At 41.5% G+C, this 17,603-nt stretch carries 20 protein-coding genes; 10 read left to right on the top strand and 10 right to left on the bottom strand.

Annotated elements, in window-relative coordinates:
- From C8D97_RS15730 to C8D97_RS15740, 3 genes are all read left to right on the top strand, one after another.
- Positions 1 to 153, top strand: a 153-nt coding sequence (locus C8D97_RS15730) for a transposase (RefSeq protein WP_280951647.1), incomplete at its 5' end; no start/stop codon positions are given.
- A gap of 88 nt (positions 154 to 241) precedes the next feature.
- Entirely contained in the window at positions 242 to 436 is a 195-nt protein-coding gene (locus tag C8D97_RS15735) for a hypothetical protein (RefSeq protein WP_109764760.1), read from the top strand.
- A gap of 20 nt (positions 437 to 456) precedes the next feature.
- Complete coding sequence (locus C8D97_RS15740; RefSeq protein ID WP_109764761.1) at positions 457 to 1,305, top strand: hypothetical protein; 849 nt, start codon at positions 457 to 459, stop codon at positions 1,303 to 1,305.
- Between the two features lie 131 nt (positions 1,306 to 1,436).
- On the opposite strand, the gene oadA is transcribed toward C8D97_RS15740, so the two are convergent.
- Both oadA and C8D97_RS15750 read right to left on the bottom strand, forming a co-directional pair.
- Complete coding sequence (gene oadA / locus C8D97_RS15745) at positions 1,437 to 3,236, bottom strand: sodium-extruding oxaloacetate decarboxylase subunit alpha (RefSeq protein ID WP_109764762.1); 1,800 nt, start codon at positions 3,234 to 3,236, stop codon at positions 1,437 to 1,439.
- Positions 3,237 to 3,249: 13 nt separating this feature from the next.
- Positions 3,250 to 4,665, bottom strand: a complete 1,416-nt coding sequence (locus C8D97_RS15750; RefSeq protein ID WP_109764870.1) for an acetyl-CoA carboxylase biotin carboxylase subunit — start codon at positions 4,663 to 4,665, stop codon at positions 3,250 to 3,252.
- Between the two features lie 115 nt (positions 4,666 to 4,780).
- Between C8D97_RS15750 and C8D97_RS15755 the strand changes: the two genes are divergently transcribed.
- On the top strand, positions 4,781 to 5,734 hold the full coding sequence (locus tag C8D97_RS15755; RefSeq protein WP_109764763.1) for a LysR family transcriptional regulator: 954 nt from the start codon (positions 4,781 to 4,783) through the stop codon (positions 5,732 to 5,734).
- 13 nt (positions 5,735 to 5,747) lie between these two features.
- On the opposite strand, the gene C8D97_RS15760 is transcribed toward C8D97_RS15755, so the two are convergent.
- The 3 genes from C8D97_RS15760 to glyQ all read right to left on the bottom strand — a co-directional run bounded on the left by C8D97_RS15760 (position 5,748) and on the right by glyQ (position 9,959).
- Positions 5,748 to 6,767, bottom strand: coding sequence for a GGDEF domain-containing protein (locus tag C8D97_RS15760; protein WP_109764764.1), 1,020 nt, complete (start codon positions 6,765 to 6,767; stop codon positions 5,748 to 5,750).
- A 172-nt stretch (positions 6,768 to 6,939) separates the two neighbouring features.
- Positions 6,940 to 9,015, bottom strand: a complete 2,076-nt coding sequence (gene glyS / locus C8D97_RS15765; protein WP_109764765.1) for a glycine--tRNA ligase subunit beta — start codon at positions 9,013 to 9,015, stop codon at positions 6,940 to 6,942.
- Positions 9,012 to 9,959, bottom strand: coding sequence for a glycine--tRNA ligase subunit alpha (glyQ, locus tag C8D97_RS15770; RefSeq protein ID WP_280951697.1), 948 nt, complete (start codon positions 9,957 to 9,959; stop codon positions 9,012 to 9,014). Before glyQ ends, glyS begins: the two co-directional genes overlap by 4 nt.
- Before the next feature lie 298 nt (positions 9,960 to 10,257).
- On the opposite strand from glyQ, the gene C8D97_RS15775 reads away from it, so the two are divergent.
- On the top strand, positions 10,258 to 10,842 hold the full coding sequence (locus C8D97_RS15775) for a DNA-3-methyladenine glycosylase I (RefSeq protein ID WP_109764766.1): 585 nt from the start codon (positions 10,258 to 10,260) through the stop codon (positions 10,840 to 10,842).
- Here C8D97_RS15775 and C8D97_RS15780 read toward each other — a convergent pair.
- The 5 genes from C8D97_RS15780 to C8D97_RS15800 are packed head-to-tail and all read right to left on the bottom strand — an operon-like array spanning position 10,832 to position 14,043.
- Entirely contained in the window at positions 10,832 to 12,271 is a 1,440-nt protein-coding gene (locus C8D97_RS15780) for a hypothetical protein (RefSeq protein ID WP_109764767.1), read from the bottom strand. The genes C8D97_RS15775 and C8D97_RS15780 overlap by 11 nt on opposite strands.
- Entirely contained in the window at positions 12,271 to 13,146 is an 876-nt protein-coding gene (locus C8D97_RS15785; protein WP_109764768.1) for an ABC transporter ATP-binding protein, read from the bottom strand. The genes C8D97_RS15780 and C8D97_RS15785 overlap by 1 nt, the downstream gene beginning before the upstream one ends.
- Before the next feature lie 9 nt (positions 13,147 to 13,155).
- A complete protein-coding gene (locus C8D97_RS15790; RefSeq protein ID WP_109764769.1) occupies positions 13,156 to 13,542 on the bottom strand; it encodes a GntR family transcriptional regulator in 387 nt (128 codons plus the stop codon).
- Positions 13,543 to 13,560: 18 nt separating this feature from the next.
- On the bottom strand, positions 13,561 to 13,746 hold the full coding sequence (locus tag C8D97_RS15795) for a hypothetical protein (RefSeq protein WP_109764770.1): 186 nt from the start codon (positions 13,744 to 13,746) through the stop codon (positions 13,561 to 13,563).
- Between the two features lie 48 nt (positions 13,747 to 13,794).
- Positions 13,795 to 14,043, bottom strand: a complete 249-nt coding sequence (locus tag C8D97_RS15800) for a hypothetical protein (RefSeq protein ID WP_109764771.1) — start codon at positions 14,041 to 14,043, stop codon at positions 13,795 to 13,797.
- Positions 14,044 to 14,372: 329 nt separating this feature from the next.
- Between C8D97_RS15800 and C8D97_RS18465 the strand changes: the two genes are divergently transcribed.
- The 5 genes from C8D97_RS18465 to C8D97_RS15820 all read left to right on the top strand — a co-directional run bounded on the left by C8D97_RS18465 (position 14,373) and on the right by C8D97_RS15820 (position 17,598).
- Positions 14,373 to 14,519 (top strand): hypothetical protein, encoded by a 147-nt coding sequence (locus C8D97_RS18465; RefSeq protein WP_245411477.1) that lies wholly within the window; start codon positions 14,373 to 14,375, stop codon positions 14,517 to 14,519.
- Positions 14,520 to 14,536: 17 nt separating this feature from the next.
- On the top strand, positions 14,537 to 15,085 hold the full coding sequence (locus tag C8D97_RS15805) for an alanyl-tRNA editing protein (RefSeq protein WP_245411478.1): 549 nt from the start codon (positions 14,537 to 14,539) through the stop codon (positions 15,083 to 15,085).
- Between the two features lie 111 nt (positions 15,086 to 15,196).
- Entirely contained in the window at positions 15,197 to 16,321 is a 1,125-nt protein-coding gene (locus tag C8D97_RS15810) for a serine hydrolase domain-containing protein (RefSeq protein WP_109764772.1), read from the top strand.
- 3 nt (positions 16,322 to 16,324) lie between these two features.
- Positions 16,325 to 16,600, top strand: a complete 276-nt coding sequence (locus tag C8D97_RS15815) for a hypothetical protein (RefSeq protein ID WP_109764773.1) — start codon at positions 16,325 to 16,327, stop codon at positions 16,598 to 16,600.
- A gap of 104 nt (positions 16,601 to 16,704) precedes the next feature.
- A complete protein-coding gene (locus C8D97_RS15820) occupies positions 16,705 to 17,598 on the top strand; it encodes an RHS repeat domain-containing protein (RefSeq protein WP_109764774.1) in 894 nt (297 codons plus the stop codon).
- Positions 17,599 to 17,603: the final 5 nt, after the last annotated feature.

The following is a 17,603-nucleotide window of genomic DNA, read 5'->3' on the forward strand; positions in this document are numbered from 1 at the left end:
ATTGAAACCGTCTTTGACCAGTTAAAAAATATAGCTCAAATTGAGCACACCAGGCATCGTAGCTGTATATCGTTTATGGTGCACTTAATCGCCGGGTTGATTGCTTATACATTTAAGCAACAAAAGCCGAGCATCAATGTAACTCGGCTTTAAATCTTATGCAGATCTGAGGTTATTTATGAAAATTGACAAGTAGACGTTAATCGGACTAATCTTTAGTAACAACTCAGGAGGACTATATATGTCTAATAGCGCCTATTCAGCTTTTATAGCAAAAGTTATGAGAGTTAAAAAAAGAGATAAAAACAATAAAAACAATGAGTTAAGGCTTAGATCTACAGCTCATGGATTTGAACTTGATGCTAGGTCTCTTGAGAAAGCGCAAAACCTTGAGAGTCAGTTGGATGTGCTGGATGAGTTAGAAGCCGCATCATAAGTTATTAATCAGGAAATATTTTGATAAAGGGAACATTGTTACTTTTAGTTGGTGTGGGACTTGCCGACTATATTTATCTTAGCATGTCTCTAAAATGGAAGTTTCGACTGCCAACTTATCAAGGACATCATTTATTTTATAGAATATTACAGCGGGGCTTATGGTTTTTTTCAGCAGCTATTATTATTTATGTGGTTGCTTGGCCTTTTACATCAAATAAGTCATCTCTTTTTGTTAAATTTGAATTTGTTTTTCCTAATCTAACTCAAGTTGAGTTTAATTTTATAATAATATCTTTAAACTCAATTATCCTATCATATGTATGTGTATTGATTACAAATGAACTGCGACTTTGGAAGTATATAGCATTAGAAGTTTACGAGAATGACAGTCGTATACGAAGTGATTACTTAGAAGATCTAAATATTCAGTGGAAAAGGGATTGCGTTGATAGTGTTTTGGTAAGAAATATTTATGATTCTGCTAAAACTGGATGTTCTATTTTAATAACACTAAAAAATCGTAAATCCTACGTCTGCATTATTAGTCAGTTCATGCAAGAAAATGATTCGCCTGAACATAAAGAAATTACTATTTATCCAATGCGATCAGGCTATAGAGACGAGTCAGACCTGAGTTTAGAATTAATTACTAATTATAAACAAGTGAATGAAGCTTTAAGAGTTCTTTTGAAACGAAAAGAGGAAACTCAAATAATTGAAGCACTATCAGTATTAAATAGTTATGCCATAACGATAAAAATTGAAGATATAGTCTCTTTATCGCGTTTCGACTTCAAGCATTATAAGAAGTTTAAAGAAGAGGAAAATACACGGCGAGAACAAATACAAGGAGTTCGTAATAATTAAAGTTAAAACGCAGTTTCAACTCCAAAGTGCAAAGCACCTATGTGGAGTAAACATTATTTAAAACAAAAAACCACCTTAAATAAGGTGGTTTTTTTATTGCTAACTGTAATAGATTTAAAGTTAGTGAGTAATCACTCTTTTATTTCTATAAGCACTTCACCCGGTGTTACCCGATCGCCTTTTTCCACATGAACAGCGATGATTTCGCCATCGATGCCGGCATTAATTTCGGTTTCCATTTTCATCGCCTCGGTAATTAAAACTGCGTCACCGGCTTTTACCTCATCGCCTTGTTTTACTAATACATCAATAATATTGCCTGGCATAGCGGCGGTGACATCACCGGGCTGGCTTGCCTTTTTGCGTTTTGCACCGCCTTCGTTGGCGTATTCATTTAACGGTTGAAACACCACTTCTTCCGGCATGCCATCCAGTGATATATAAAACTTACGTTTACCACTGCCGGAATCACCCACACCGGTGATCGCGACATCGTAGGTTTCACCGTGAACATCAATTTTAAACTCGGTGGCTGTTGCGGTGTTCACCGATCCTTGTCCTGCCGTTTCTGGTGGTAATAAGGTTTCGGGTTCAAGCGTGCCGTCCTTACGCTGTTGTAAAAACTCTTTACCCAGATCAGGGAACATGGCGTAAATCAAAACATCTTCTTTGGTTTTGGCCAGTTCACCAATGTCGGCGGTTAATTTTTTCATTTCAGGATCGAGGCCTTCAGCGGGTCGCGTTTCAAGAACGGTTTGATTGCCAATGGCGCGTTTTCTTAATTCGTCATTAACTTCTGCAGGCGGTTTTCCATAGCCTCCTTGAAGATATCGTTTTACTTCATTGGTGATGGTTTTGTAACGCTCACCAGAAAGCACGTTGTACACCGCTTGCGTACCGACAATTTGTGAAGAGGGTGTTACCAGTGGTGGATAACCCAAATCTTCACGCACTTTAGGGATCTCTTTGAATACTTCGGTGATCTTGTCCAGCGCATTTTGTTCTTTAAGTTGATTGGCCAGGTTCGACATCATACCGCCTGGCACCTGATTGATCTGAACAGAAATATCTTCTTTGGTGAATTCACTTTCAAATTGATGGTATTTCTTTCGAACTTGCTTAAAGTAGTCGTTAATCTCGGACAACAGATTTAAGTCTAATCCGGTATCATAAGGCGTGTCTTTAAAAGCAGCCACTTGCGCTTCGGTTGCAGGATGACTGGTACCAGCGGCAAAAGATGAGGTGGCTGTATCAATTCGATCGGCACCGGCTTCAACCGCTTTCATTTGGCATAAAGGTGCGAGTCCAGAAGTGGAATGACTGTGGATCACCAGGGGTAAATCAACCGATTCTTTAATGGCTTTGGTTAATTCAAAGGTATCGTAGGGCGTTAATAAACCGGCCATATCTTTAATGGCAATAGAGTCGGCACCCATATCGCGCATGTCTTTGGCCTGTTTTACAAACAGCTCGGCGGTATGAACCGGACTGGTGGTGTAACAGATAGTTCCTTGAGCGTGCTTACCATTTTTCTTTACCGCTTTCATGGCCACTTCAATATTTCGTAAATCATTTAACGCGTCAAACACACGAAATACATCGATGCCATTTTCAGCGCTGGCCGCAACAAAGGATTGAACCACATCATCGGCATAATGGCGGTAGCCTAATAAGTTTTGTCCCCGTAACAGCATTTGCAGTCGCGTATTTGGAAGCGCTTGTCGTAATTGACGCAAACGCTCCCAGGGATCTTCTTTTAAAAATCTGACGCAAGCATCAAAGGTTGCACCGCCCCAAACTTCCAGCGACCAAAAGCCAACACGATCCAGTTTTTCGCAGATGGGTAGCATATCCTCAGTGCGCATTCGTGTTGCTAAAAGGGATTGGTGAGCGTCGCGAAGCGTAACGTCGGTAACTTCTATTTTTTTCACTGGGTTCTCCTTGTTAAACACTTGTGTGCGCGGCTATTGCGGCGGCAAGTGCTAATGCAATTTCACTGGGATGGCGTTTGTCGGAATATTTTAAAAGCTCCGGATGTTCGGCAACAAAGCTGGTATTAAAATTGGCGTTTACAAAATTGGGGTGAGACAAAATTTGCTGGTAATAATTGGCGGTTGTTTTGATGCCGTGCAAGCGCATGTCATCAAGCGCGCGTTTACCGCGGTTTAATGCATCTTCCCAATTAAGTGCCCAAACAATTAACTTTAAGCACATTGAATCGTAAAAAGGTGGAATATCATAACCGGTGAAAATAGCGGTATCGACACGAACGCCCGGACCACCGGGGGCGTAATAGTGGGTGACTTTACCAAAACTGGGTAAGAAATCGTTTTTTGGATCTTCGGCGTTAATGCGGAATTGTAACGCGTAGCCCTGATAATGAATGTCCGATTGCTGATAACGTAATGGCATTCCCGAGGCAACTCTGAGTTGCTCCTGAACAATATCAACACCGGTTATTTGTTCGGTAATGGTGTGCTCTACCTGGATCCGGGTGTTCATTTCCATAAAGTAGACTTCGTTTCCGGTCAGCAGAAATTCTACGGTACCGGCACTTTGATAATCCACCGCTTTGGCCGCTCGAACCGCAAGCTCACCTATGTATTGACGTTGTTCTGGTGTGATCTGAGGGCTGGGTGCAATTTCAATCAGTTTTTGATTACGTCGTTGAATGGAACAGTCACGTTCATAAAGGTGGATCACATTACCTTGACCATCGGCCAAAATCTGCGCTTCGATATGCAGTGGATCAACAATGCACTTTTCCAGAAATACATCAGCGGAACCAAAGGCTTTGGTCGCCTCGGATATCACTCGTGGAAAATTAACTTTTAACTCCTGCTCGGTATCACAGCGCCGGATCCCACGACCACCACCGCCCGATGTGGCTTTTAACATCACCGGATAGCCTATTTCTTTGGCAACTGCGATGGCTTGCGCCACATCTTCAAGGTTGCCATCTGAACCTGGCGTTACCGGAACACCGGCTTCGCGCATGGCATCACGGGCAGCGGTTTTATCACCCATTTTGGCAATTACCTCTGAACTTGGGCCAATAAACGTCACGCCTTTGCGTTCACACAGGCGCGCAAGTTCAGCGTTTTCCGATAAGAAACCGTAACCGGGATGGATCGCATCACATTTGGTTTGCAGGGCCAGGTTAACCAGTTTTAAAGGATCGAGATAACCCTGTATCGGATCGTCACCCACCGAGAAAGATTCATCGGCCCGTTTAACATGCAACCCATATCGATCCGGCTCGGTATAGACCGCAACGGATCGAATATTCAGTTCGGCACAGGCGCGAATGATTCTGACCGCTATTTCGCCGCGATTAGCGATTAACACCTTCTTGATCACAAAGTATCTCCATGATGGTTTGCCTATTAAATTAAACGATTGTTTGTATAATGAAAAATTAATATATTTAATATATTCCATAACCATTTGCTTATAGATTAATAAAGTAGAGATAATGCCTGATCAAATAGAAAAACTGATAAGCCGGTTATCACTTAGGCAGCTGGAAGTGTTTCGCGCGGTTTATCAGGAGCGAGGATACGGCAAAGCGGCGGATCGACTGGGATTGACGCAGCCGGCTGTGAGTTCGCAAATCCGTCAGTTAGAACAGGCGCTGGGTCAGAAAGTATTTGAATACATCGGACGTAAACTGTATTACACGCCAGCTGGCAATTTACTTGCGGACAGCGTGAATGTGATATTCAGTCAATTTGGCCAACTGCAAAATGATATACACACATTAAAGGGGCAGGTTGCGGGAACCTTAAGTATATCGGCCGTTAATACCGCACAGTACGTGGTGCCCTATTTAATTAAAGCCTTTATTAAGCAATACGATCAGGTGAATTTAACACTCAACATCGTAAATCGGGCTCAGGCTCTGGAACGACTTGCCAATAATACCGATGACTTAACCATTATGGGTTTAGTGCCATCGAACCGGTCGTTGTATTCGTTGCCTTTTCTCGACAATCAGCTGATCCCTGTATTTCCAAAAGATCATCCTCTAATAAAGCAGGGTAAAGGGTTAGAGCAGGATAGAATCTCGCCGCAACAGTTTTTTTCCGAGCCCATGATTATCCGCGAGCGAGGCTCTGGCAGTCGGCTGGCCATTGAGCAACATTGCCAGCAAAGTCGTTTAACGATTAATCCGATGATTGAAATTGGCTCCAACGAAGCACTGAAACATTCTATTATGTCAGGGCTAGGAGTGGGGATTTTACCGCGGCTGAGTATTACGTCAGAACTGGCGCTGGGACAACTGGAGACCTGCGAAATAGAAGGGTTTCCTATTAAACGATCCTGGTGTCTGGTGTACCCAGCAGCAAAAAGTTTATCGCCGGTTGCCCGCCGGTTTGTTGATTACGTACAGACCAATCTGGCCGATATTAGACAGTTATTTGAGTGATGTGGATTAAGTTTTAGTCAGCGATATTAACCTGGTTTCGGCCATTCTGTTTGGATTGATACAAAGCTTTATCGGCCCGATCAAACAAACTGTGAAAATTATCCCCCGCCTGATACCCCGCAATGCCAAAAGACATGGTGATGCAGTCTATCCGTTCATTATTACTTTTATTGACGAAGTACAGCCTGGCAATGGTTTCACGAATTCTATTCATTAACGCTGCACAATCACTGAGTTGAGTGTTTGGTAAAACAATCACATACTCTTCGCCGCCGTAACGGCTGACAATATCGGATCCTTTTAAATTTGATTGCAAAGTATCCGCGACCAGCTTAATCACTTTATCGCCAATGGTGTGGCCGTGTTGATCGTTAAAGTTTTTAAAAAGATCTATGTCTGCAACAACCAGAGTGATCGGTTGTTTATCGCTGTCTTTAATAAGTTTATCAAACTCAGACTGCAATGCGTTGCGATTAAGCAATCCGGTCAACTGATCTTGGCGCGCTTCCCGTTGCATGATGGTGTATTTCTTTTGCAAGGTGCGCATTTCGGCTTTTACGGTATGAAGATGAGATTCCAGTGCCTGAACCGATTGAAAGGTGGCTTCGGTATTAGTGATTAATGAGTGAACCAACTCTCTGGTATTCGATTCTTTCAGCTGTTTCAGTTGCTCACGAGCCTGTTTTAAAAATTGTCGAAATTCACGCAGTTGGTTTCGCGCTTCGGTAACAGCGGCGCCAGTATCGTCAACAATATCGGATACGGTTTTATTAAAGCCATCCACATCAATGTATTTGACTAAAATAAACTCACGAAATATTTGATCGAGGCTGTCGTCATCCAGTGATTTTTGTTCTGCTTCAAAGGCGTCAATAAATTCAACCAGTTCATGCATAACACTGTGGTTGTATTCGTAGGAGACTGAGTAAGCAACCGGTTCAGCCGGGATCTGGCGATCCCGTAACCAGGTTAGTGATTGTAAAGAAAGGCGGCCAATGGTTTTTATATGTTGATCGGTTGGATCCTTCACCATGCGATCTAAATCCTGCTTTTTCTAAGAATATCAATTAACTATATTACATACCGAGTAATTGTCCAGTATCAATTTTTTGTAAGTGAGTAATTACATTTATTTAGCTTGTATAGGACCGTACAATGCCAGCAGCCCTGTTGTATTAGACTGCTGGCAGAGGATTATTTTTGCGTTATTTTTGAAGTAACGCTATATCGGCAATGGAGACAAACATGTCGCGCAACTGTTTTAATAACGCCAGTCGATTATTTTTAACCGATGGATCCTCGGCATTAACCATCACATTATCAAAAAAGTTATCAATCACCATTTTCAGTGAGGATAACTGTTGCAGCGCTTTTGTGTAGTCGGCGTTTGAAACATGCTGAGCAACATCATCCGCCATATTGGATAAATCCTGATGCAGAGTTTTTTCTGCCTGCTCTGTTAATAAGGATTGATCCACCGACAAGTCATCAAGCGAGACTTCGGACTTAGCCAGAATATTACTGACCCGCTTATTAGCCGCTGCTAAAGAGTCGGCCGCATCCATGGTGTTAAATTCGGCAACCGCGTGAATACGACGATCCTGATCGAGCGGCTGGCTGATATTTAATTCTGTCACCGACTGAATTACCTGAGTGGAAATACCTTTGTCCTGATACCAGGCCAGGCTGCGTGCAGCAAAAAACTCAAGCAATTGGGTTTTAGTGGTTGGCTGTTCAATGATGTCACCAAAGCTTTCGATACTGGTATCAATCAATTGGGATAGATCGAGCGGTAACTCACGCTCAACAATAATTCTAAGTGTACCCAGTGCAGCGCGGCGAAGGGCAAAAGGATCTTTGGCACCGGAAGGCGCCTGACCAATGCCGAAAATGCCCACCAGAGTATCCAGTCGATCGGCTAAGGCAATCGCGATTCCGGTTTTGGTTTCGGGCAATTGATCGCCGGCGAAGCGAGGCATATAAACTTCATCCATGGCCGCAGCAACATCGGCGTGTTCGCCGTCGTTGGTTGCGTAATAGCGACCCATAATGCCTTGCAGCTCAGGAAATTCATAAACCATTCCAGACATTAAATCGCATTTACAAAGTTCAGCGGCCCGTTCCGCCAATGCTTTATCGGCATTCAGTTGACCGGCAATTTCTGACGCCAGATGTTTTACCCGTTGTGTTTTATCAAACAAAGTCCCGAGTTTTTTCTGAAATAAAATCGACTGTAATTTGTCGATATAACCGGCAAGCGGTTTTTTGCAGTCGGCCTGATAAAAGAACATGGCATCAGCAAGACGCGGTCGGATCACGCGCTCATTACCGGCGATGACACTTTCTGGTCGACGACTTTCAATATTGGAAACAGTGATAAATTGCGGCAATAATTGATTATTATTGTCCACCAGATGGAAGTATTTTTGATCCGCCTGCATGGTAGCAATCAAAGCTTCGGATGGTACCTGCAAAAAAGTCTTATCAAAATTACCGGTTAACGCGACGGGCCACTCCACTAAGGCGGCGACTTCTTCCAGCAAATCGTCTTCAATAACAGCGATCGCCTTTTGTTGTTCAGCGATGGCTTCAACCTGTTGGCGAATGGTGGCTTTACGCGACTCAAAACTGACGTTTACTTTTGCTTCTAACAATAATTGTTCGTAGTCATTGGTATCGTTAATGGTGATCGCTTCTGGATGATGAAACCGGTGACCGAATGTTTGGTTGGATGCAGTCAAATCCAGAATATTCGCATCGACTATTTGATTGCCTAACATCATTAACAGCCAGTGGGGTGGGCGAATAAATTCCACACTGCTGTCGCCCCAACGCATAACTTTGGGCAACGGCAATTTTTTAAGTGATTGCTCAACAATGGCTGGCAATAATTCAGTGGTGGCTTGTCCGGGTACATTTAATTGATAGGCAAGTCGCTCGCCTTTATCGGTAGCAACCCGGTTAAGATCGGAAACGTCAACACCACAGGATTTTGCAAAGCCAATCGCTGCGGGTTTGGGGTTGCCATCAGCGTCGAATGCGGCGGCAACCGCAGGACCTTGACGATCCATTGTTTTGTCGGCTTGTCGGGTTTGCAGTTGGCAAACACGAACGGCAAGTCGTCTTGGTGTTGCAAACCATTCGGAATCTTCAAACGATAAATTGGCGTCGGTTAATTGCGCGGTAATATTGTCATGAAAAGCGCCCGCCAGTTTGGCCAGTATTTTTGGTGGCAATTCTTCGGTACCTAATTCAACCAGGAAGTCTTGAACCTGACTCATGATGCGTCTCCTTGTTGATTAGCGGACTGACAGATGGGAAAGCCAAGTTCCTCGCGAGACTTGTAATAGGTTTCTGCTACGGCTCTGGCCAATGTTCGAACCCGTAAAATATAACGTTGTCGCTCGGTTACAGAGATGGCGTGTCGTGCATCGAGTAAGTTAAAGGTGTGTGACGCCTTTAATACCATTTCGTAAGCGGGCAGTGGCAGGCCTTTTTCAATCAGCAGATTACTTTGCTTTTCACAGTTATCGAATTGAGCAAATAAAAAATCCACATCGGCGTGTTCAAAATTGTAAGTGGATTGCTCCACTTCGTTTTGATGAAATACATCGCGATAGGTGACCACACCCTGAGGACCTTCGGTCCAAACCAGATCATAAATACTATCGACACCCTGCAAATACATGGCGATGCGTTCCAGACCATAGGTTAATTCACCGGTTACCGGTTTACACTCAATTCCACCGGCCTGTTGAAAATAGGTGAACTGGGTAACTTCCATACCGTTCAGCCAGATTTCCCAGCCGAGTCCCCAGGCGCCCAAAGTTGGCGATTCCCAGTTATCTTCGACAAAGCGGATATCGTGCTCGAGCGGATCGATACCCAGTGCTTTTAAAGAGCCGAGGTAAAGTTCCTGTATATTTTTGGGCGATGGCTTTAACACAACCTGATACTGATAATAGTGTTGAAGGCGATTGGGGTTTTCACCGTATCGGCCGTCTGTTGGGCGGCGGCAGGGTTGCACGTATGCCGAATTCCAGGGTTCTGGGCCTATGGCGCGCAAAAAGGTAGCAGGGTGAAAGGTGCCAGCCCCCACTTCCAGATCAAGTGGCTGAACAATAACGCAGCCTTTTTCTGACCAATAGTTTTGCAGCGCCATAATTAACCCCTGAAAGGTTTGTGGCGCGTCTTTTAACCCTGTACTTTGTTGCCCGTGTGCCAAAACTGGCCTCCAAAACTGTCTAAGCCGAATAGTAAAAGGGCGATTATATCAGGGCTCAGCGGACGATCCTATGATCCATATGGTTTGATTAAAAACGGATTGATTAAAAACGCACTGATTAAAAATGTACGCAATAAAAGAGTCTGGAATAATATGAGCTTAATGAATAATAATCATCAGTGTTTAACGGTAAGCTGACAGAATCGAGACAATTGTGAGTCAGCAGCAAAGCCGCGTTTGCAGTTAGAGATATAAAGCGTTAATAATCGTTCATCAAATGAAAAAGACGAGGCTAATAATGCCAACAGCAAAAAATACAATAAAAGAAATCAACCGTTGTGGCTGGTGCAGTAATGATCCTTTGTATCAGGACTATCATGATAATGAATGGGGCGTGCCAATTAAGGATGATCAACAGTTGTTTGAAATGTTATGCCTTGAAGGTGCGCAGGCCGGATTAAGCTGGATCACCGTATTGAAAAAGCGCGAGCGATATCGGCAGGTATTTCATGGCTTTGATATAGAAAAAATGGCTGCCATGAGCGATCAAGAACTGGAGCGCTTATTAAAGGATCCGGGCATTATACGAAACAAATTAAAAGTGTTTGGTTTTCGAAAAAATGCACACGCCTATCTTGAACACTTTTCAGAGCAACAAAGCTTTGTTGATTTTATCTGGTCATTTGTTGATCACCAACCGTTAATCAATCAACCGAAAACCTTAAGTGAGGTGCCTGCCACCACAGAAATTTCGGATAAAATGAGCAAAGCCTTAAAAAAGAAAGGTTTTACCTTTGTCGGTTCCACCATCTGTTATGCGTTTATGCAGGCCGCGGGCTTGGTGGACGACCATACCCGCGATTGCTTTCGTTTTAATAAGTAAAGGTTTTGCTGTGTTTAATCCGATTAAAGCCATAAACAATAATGGATAAAAATAGAACACTTAATACTGCAAGGACAACCAAATCAGCAACAGTCACCACAGTAGAGATTAAAACCCAAAATACAAAAAATATAGCGTAAGCTGCAACCGAGCAAAAGTAAGACACTTTTCTATGGTTAGAGAGTAATGTTAGGTAGCCAACAATGATTGAGTAGCTTTTCAAGCATAGGTATCCGAGCAATAAAAATAATAATATTGTAAATTCGAGCTTGAATTCAATGAGTATCAGTATAAAAGTGGTAAGGCTAAAACCAATTTCAAACATCATTTTACGAACAAGTGAACCGGTAAATAATGCTTTAAATGATGTAATACCATCCACAGGCTCTCGTAACCATAAAAATCGTTGAGCAAATAAAAAGCGAGAAAAAATACTGTTATCAAATATACCCAGCAACGCCAAACAAAAAATAGAAAGAGTTATTATTTCAGAGTTATTAAATTCATAATTACTATTCGACGAATCAGAAAATCCTGCATTAAAACCATCTCCTAATCCAATAAAAAAGTCTGTGATTAAATGGTTGTTGATACTGAATATGGCCAATACAAAAACAAATAGTCGGAATAAAAAGATACTCTGGTATTGCCCACTCATCAATACCACTTCAATTCGACTATTAAATACACCGATTGATTGAAAGAAACGATATTTAAATTGAAGCCATGCTTGATCAATGAATGAGCTAATCTTTCCTCTGGCTTTGTATCTTAATTGTATTTCGTCATTGTTAGAGCAAGAACTGTCAATGGTCTTTTTAGGCGTTAGTTTAGTAAAGAAATACAGTAGGTATATGGAAAACGCAATAACAACAAGGGCTAACCAGTGACTATCAACAGGGAGATAAGAAAAGTGATGGTTGATTAATGTTTCTGTGGTTTTTGATTCTTCGACCGAGTTAAAAAATTTCGCCTCCTCACCAGCGGACCAAAGAATAATAACTGAAGTCCAGATAGCTCCGGTAATTTGATTAAAATTCATCAGTGCAAATGAGCTGATACCTATCATGGCGACAAACAAAAAATAACCACTATCTATGTTTAACAGAAAAAATCCAATAATAATTGGTATGAATACTGTAATGAATAGATACAAACTTTGTGACCAGTAGGCACTTCTTATAAACCCCGGTTTTAGAAAGTTAAACGGCGAGCGAATGGTTTCTGAGAAAAAACGACTCCAGCTAGAGTGGTATAGTAACTGCAATGTTAATGCAAGTGTGACAAACATTATTGGCGTATTTTGGCTTTCTTTGTGTGAAATAACCAATAAAAATAGCGCAAAAAAAGTACTGTAAATTGCCGCTGATACTAAGTTAAATAGTTTGCTTCGCTGAAAAATACTGTTGAAAACGGTAAGTGATTTCATTATGAATGTAGCTCCACAAAAATATCTTCAAGACTAAGTGACTCAATCGTTATGTCTGCATCTATTTCTTCAGCCAGTTGATCAATATTAATGTCTTTCACATTTTTAACGGTGATGGAAGCGTGCTGTCCATTAATATCCGCCGTTAAAATCCCTGTGATCGGTAGTTGAGCATCGATTGGCCTTTTACTGCTTATGTGTAAACGAACCACCTGTTCTTTTAAATCATCAATATCACCTTGAAAAAAGCAGCGGCCCTGTTTTAGCAGTAACACTTCGGCAGCGACACGTTCTAAGTCTGATGTGATATGAGTGGAAAATAAAATGGTTTGGCCATTATCGAGATTCATATCGATCAGTGTCTTAATAAATTTACGACGTGTTGTTGGATCCAAGCTGGCTACCGGCTCATCGAGAATAAGGATTTTTGGTTGAGGTGCTACCGCTAAAATGATCGCCAGTTTTTGTCGTTGACCTACCGAGAGCTTACTGATCTTTTGCTGTTTGGATAAATCCCAATCTTCTAATAGTTGCTCAACCATGTCATCGTTCCAATGGTTGTAAAACTGCTTGGTGTAGTCAATGATTTGATTCACTTTCATCCAGTTGAGTAAATCGGCTTCCTGACCAACGTAACCAATATTGTGCTTGGTGTTGACCGAAAAATTCGGGCATTTATCACCAAGAATGGTGATGTCACCAACGTCACTTTTTAACATGCCAATCAGGCATTGCAGTAATGTGGTTTTACCGGCGCCGTTTGCACCCAGAATGCCCACTACACTGCCTTCTTCAATTTTAAATGACAAATCGATTAAAACTGTATTGCTGCCGAAGGATTTTGAGAGGTTATTAACGTCAATAATATGATTCATGTGATCCACTTACTTAAAAAGTTTTTGAAGGGTTGTTAATACGGTATCCAAATCAAGATCCAGTTGCCTGGCATCGTTGATCAGTTTTTCCATGGAAGGCCGTAGCAGTTCTAACCGTTGCTGCTTTGATTTTTTTTCCGGCTGTTGCATGGAGACAATCATGCCTTTTCCCCGTTGTCGTTCTAATAAGCCTTCTACTTCCAGCAAACTGTAGGCTTTTGAAATGGTCATGGGATTAACCGCTAAATGGGTGGCAACACTTCGTACCGACGGTAAAGTGTCACCGGGATTAAGTTGTTCGCTGGCCACCATGCGTTTTATCTGATCCATCAATTGTCGATAGATAGGGACACCGGAAGATGGCGAAATTTGCAAACTGAGAAAATCGTTTGGCATCTAAGTTATATCCGCTGGTTAATGACAGTTTGGTTTATTATTCGTTTTAACTTTTTTCTGAATGTACAGAATATGACACGCTGCCAAAGCTGGTAATAAAACAATCGATAAGAATGCTGAACCGCCCAGTAAAGCGGTGGCAATAATGGCGGCGGCCCAAATAATTGAGCTGGAAATTTGTCGTTTACTGCATGAGTTGTTCATAATGACGGTCCTTATGATTGTTTTTGCTGATACGGTTTATAAATGGCTTTATGACAAGCCAAAGGATTGAATAACCAGCATTACAGTTTGCTTGGTGGCCTGCCAAAAATCCTGCTCAACAAAGTTATTTCCCAAACTGCTGAAGTGAATACCGAGGATCAGGCTCGACTGAGATACCAGAAAGACCGGTGCAAATATCCAGTCGCTAATTCGATGAAGGCGACGTTTTTGTCGCCACTGACCAATGGCGCGTTTTATAGTGCTTCGTGTCAATTTGTCATTATCCATCTGTGTCATAGTCTTCTACCCTGTGTTGAACCGAGCCTGAATTCAGTCGGTGTACTACCCTGTTTTTAAATAGTGTATTAATACTATAATACACACATACACTTTAGCAAGTGTTTTTGATCAAAAATTGGACACAGCTACAATATTCTATAGTTAACTATCTGTTTTTATTGTGCTTTTATGGTTTGATAAAACGACCATGTGTTTTGTTTTGGACAAACACGAGGCTAATACAGAGCTAATACACCGGACAAAAACAGAAAAGTTCACGCTTTGCCAAAGCCGGTGTATTGGTTATAGTGGCTAAAAATAAGCAACCACTTCGGAATAAACTGATCATGAGTACCCAGCCACTATTTCAGCAAGACAGCTATCTGACACAATGCGAGACTCAAATTATCCGAGTGTGTGATGACGGTGTGGTGCTGGATCAAACCGTGTTTTATCCCCTGGGCGGTGGACAACCCGGCGATAGTGAATACTGAAAACCGAACAGGGGCTGATGGTTCAGGTGATGGATACCCGCAAGTCAAAACAACAGCCCGGTGAGATTGTTCATATTGTTAATGAAGGGCTGGAAAACTTATCGGTGGGTGATCGGGTTACAGCTGAAATTAACTGGGACAAGCGTTACCGCTATATGCGTATGCACACCTGTATGCATGTGTTCTGCTCCATTCTCGAATTTCCGGTAACTGGCGGTAATATCAGCCTCGATAAATGTCGACTGGATTTCGATATGCCGGAAAAACCCGATAAACAGCAGCTAACGGATCAACTGAATCAATTGATCAGTAGAAATACTGAGTTGGGAACACGCTGGATCAGCGATGAAGAAATGCAGGCAAATATGGACTTGGTGAAAACCATGTCCGTTAAACCGCCAATGGGTGCCGGTAAAGTGCGCCTGGTGGAGATCCCCGGCATCGATCTACAGCCCTGTGGAGGCACCCATGTTAAAAATACTTCTGAAATTGGTGAAGTTCGGGTGAAGAAAATTGAAAACAAGGGCAAACAGAACAAACGTGTGATCATCGAACTGGTTGAGTAAACAAACTATTTAAGCGGGTTTAACGACCAAGCCATTTGTGAATTAAAAAATAACGTTGAGCCGATAATTATCACTCAATCAACAATAATAAAATTTAAAGAGACCTTTGTAATGAAGCCATGGTTGCTGATTTTTTCTTTTCTGCTTTTGTCCTCTGTTTCAACATCGTTAAACGCAGCGAAACAGCACGCCAAACCTAAAGATCAGTTTGAACGAATAACGCCAGAAAAAGCGGGTTACTCTAAAGCGGTGCTTAAACAGTTAAAAGCACACTTAGAGCAAAAACAATCCAGTGCCATGTTGATATTGCACAAAGGCAAGGTAGTGTTTGAATGGGGCGACTTATATAAAAAGCATACCATCCATTCCATAAGAAAGTCTTTATTAAGCAGTTTACTGGGTATCGCCTGGGGTGAAGGCAAAGTCGATTTGAATAGCCGACTGGCTTCACTCGATATGCCAGAAGCATTAAAGGGATTAACCAAAACAGAAAAGCAGGCCACTGTTAAAATGGTGTTGCAATCTCGTTCGGGGATCTATTTACCGGCAGCGGCTGAGTCACAGGGTATGAAACAGCAAAAGCCAAAGCGGGGTGAGCATACATCGGGCGAACATTTTTATTACAATAATTGGGATTTTAACTTTGCGGGTTATTATTATGAGGCGATAAGCGGCAATAAACTATTTGATGCCTTTAACCGATTGATTGCCCAACCCATTGGCATGCAACAGTTTCAGGGTGAAACCACCAGCCTTTCAATAAACAGTGAACAATTGGATGATGTTGTTATACCCAACAGTGATGGGTTTTATATGTACGAAACTAATCTATCCGCTATTCCTGCCTATCACTTTAGATTGTCAACGCACGATTTGGCGTTATACGGACAGCTGCTATTAAATCGCGGTAAATGGAAGGGGCAACAAATTATTCCCGAACAATGGATTGATTTATCAACACAACCTTACTCGGTTACCAATCAACAATATAATCTGGCCTACGGAATGTTATGGAACGTGATTATACCGGATGAACATCAAACAGAACCGAATGCGTTTTATCATACGGGTACGGGCGTACACATGTTAGGGATTTACCCGCAGCAGGATATGGTGATGGTGCATAGAGTGGATACGGAAAAACAATACAGTTTTAAAAACTACGATTTGTATCCGGTAATCCGATTAATGCATCAGGCAAAACAATCGATTAATTCTAATAATAGTAGTGAGTAAATAATGCAATTGTCGCTTTCGCAATTAGCAGTTTTGATTGAGCTGGTGGAACAAGAAATTATTCAACGAAAAGAAAATCAGCGTTTAAATGTTGGATCTGAAAAAGAAACATCGAACAACGAGAAACCTATTAAACAAAAAATGAATGATGAGCTGCTGGATGATAATGGCGAAGATTCCATGCAGTTGCTTGCGTTATCATCGAGTCTGGCGCAGCTCTATCAATCAAAATGGACGGATGATAGTAATCTTCCAAGCTATAAAAAGCTTAAACCATAAAGTAAATCTCATTTTTAAATATTGGTTTGCAAAGTAGGAAATATTTAACTCCTTTACATTATAATGTATTGATAATAAACACCTATTTTTTAAAGGAATATAAATTGAAAGTACATAAGCTTATCCAATTATCAGTTATTGTTTTTATTGCCTTAATACATTTAAAAGTAATAGCAGAAAAAGTATCTATCACATTTATACATACTGACCACTTGGGTTCGCCAATTATGGCAACTGATGAAAGTGGTAAAGTTAAGTGGCGTGAGGATTATCAGCCTTTTGGTAATCAAATCATTAATAGAGATATCGATAATAATATTGGATTTACAGGTCATAAAGAAGATAAGTCGCTTGGATTAACTTATATGCAAGCGAGATGGTATAATTCAGAGGTTGGTAGGTTTATGTCTCTAGACCCTGCCACATACACTTTTTCAAATCCTATTATGTCATTTAATAGGTATTTATACGTAAATAACAATCCTTATAATTATAATGATCCTGATGGAAAATTTTTACGTCGGATTTATCATCAAGTAGCTGTCTTCGCAAAAGAACCTTTAAGAGCATCTAAAGGATTATATAGAAGTGCAAAAGGTTTGTTTTCAAATAACCCACCTCCAATCATAAATATTCCCCGATCACCTGAAAGCGTTTGTTGTTTAGATATACCTATAGACTCTTCTCCTTATAGTTCAGAGGAAAGTGATAGTGAACCTGCTGTTGTATCTCTTCCAGATTTAGATAGTCTTGATTATGATGATGCTTCTAGCGAATTAGAAGGAACTGGTTTTGAGCATCAAGGTGAAACAGAAGGTGGGTATGATAAGTGGTATCATCCAGATGGAAGTCGAGTGCAAATTAGACCTGATGGTGAAGTTGTAAGAAATGGACCTAAAATTACACCTGAAGGTGGAGGTAAAAAATTTCGACCACGTTATGATCCTAAAGGAAATAAAACGAAAGAACATAATACAGGTGAGAGGATAAAGCGTTGATCAAC

The organism is Pleionea mediterranea (genome assembly GCF_003148745.1).
Taxonomy (GTDB): Bacteria; Pseudomonadota; Gammaproteobacteria; order Enterobacterales; family Kangiellaceae; genus Pleionea; species Pleionea mediterranea.

Bases quoted from the DNA above. Each gene is read 5' to 3' on its own strand.
- C8D97_RS15815 (WP_109764773.1), top strand. From the start codon at position 16,325: ATGCAATTGTCGCTTTCGCAATTAGCAGTTTTGATTGAGCTGGTGGAA.
- C8D97_RS15755 (WP_109764763.1), top strand. From the start codon at position 4,781: ATGCCTGATCAAATAGAAAAACTGATAAGCCGGTTATCACTTAGGCAG.
- C8D97_RS15775 (WP_109764766.1), top strand. From the start codon at position 10,258: ATGCCAACAGCAAAAAATACAATAAAAGAAATCAACCGTTGTGGCTGG.
- C8D97_RS15780 (WP_109764767.1), bottom strand. From the start codon at position 12,271: ATGAAATCACTTACCGTTTTCAACAGTATTTTTCAGCGAAGCAAACTA.
- C8D97_RS15810 (WP_109764772.1), top strand. From the start codon at position 15,197: ATGAAGCCATGGTTGCTGATTTTTTCTTTTCTGCTTTTGTCCTCTGTT.
- C8D97_RS15795 (WP_109764770.1), bottom strand. From the start codon at position 13,746: ATGAACAACTCATGCAGTAAACGACAAATTTCCAGCTCAATTATTTGG.
- C8D97_RS18465 (WP_245411477.1), top strand. From the start codon at position 14,373: ATGAGTACCCAGCCACTATTTCAGCAAGACAGCTATCTGACACAATGC.
- C8D97_RS15760 (WP_109764764.1), bottom strand. From the start codon at position 6,767: ATGGTGAAGGATCCAACCGATCAACATATAAAAACCATTGGCCGCCTT.
- C8D97_RS15790 (WP_109764769.1), bottom strand. From the start codon at position 13,542: ATGCCAAACGATTTTCTCAGTTTGCAAATTTCGCCATCTTCCGGTGTC.
- glyS (WP_109764765.1), bottom strand. From the start codon at position 9,015: ATGAGTCAGGTTCAAGACTTCCTGGTTGAATTAGGTACCGAAGAATTG.
- C8D97_RS15805 (WP_245411478.1), top strand. From the start codon at position 14,537: ATGGTTCAGGTGATGGATACCCGCAAGTCAAAACAACAGCCCGGTGAG.
- C8D97_RS15785 (WP_109764768.1), bottom strand. From the start codon at position 13,146: ATGAATCATATTATTGACGTTAATAACCTCTCAAAATCCTTCGGCAGC.
- C8D97_RS15735 (WP_109764760.1), top strand. From the start codon at position 242: ATGTCTAATAGCGCCTATTCAGCTTTTATAGCAAAAGTTATGAGAGTT.
- C8D97_RS15800 (WP_109764771.1), bottom strand. From the start codon at position 14,043: ATGACACAGATGGATAATGACAAATTGACACGAAGCACTATAAAACGC.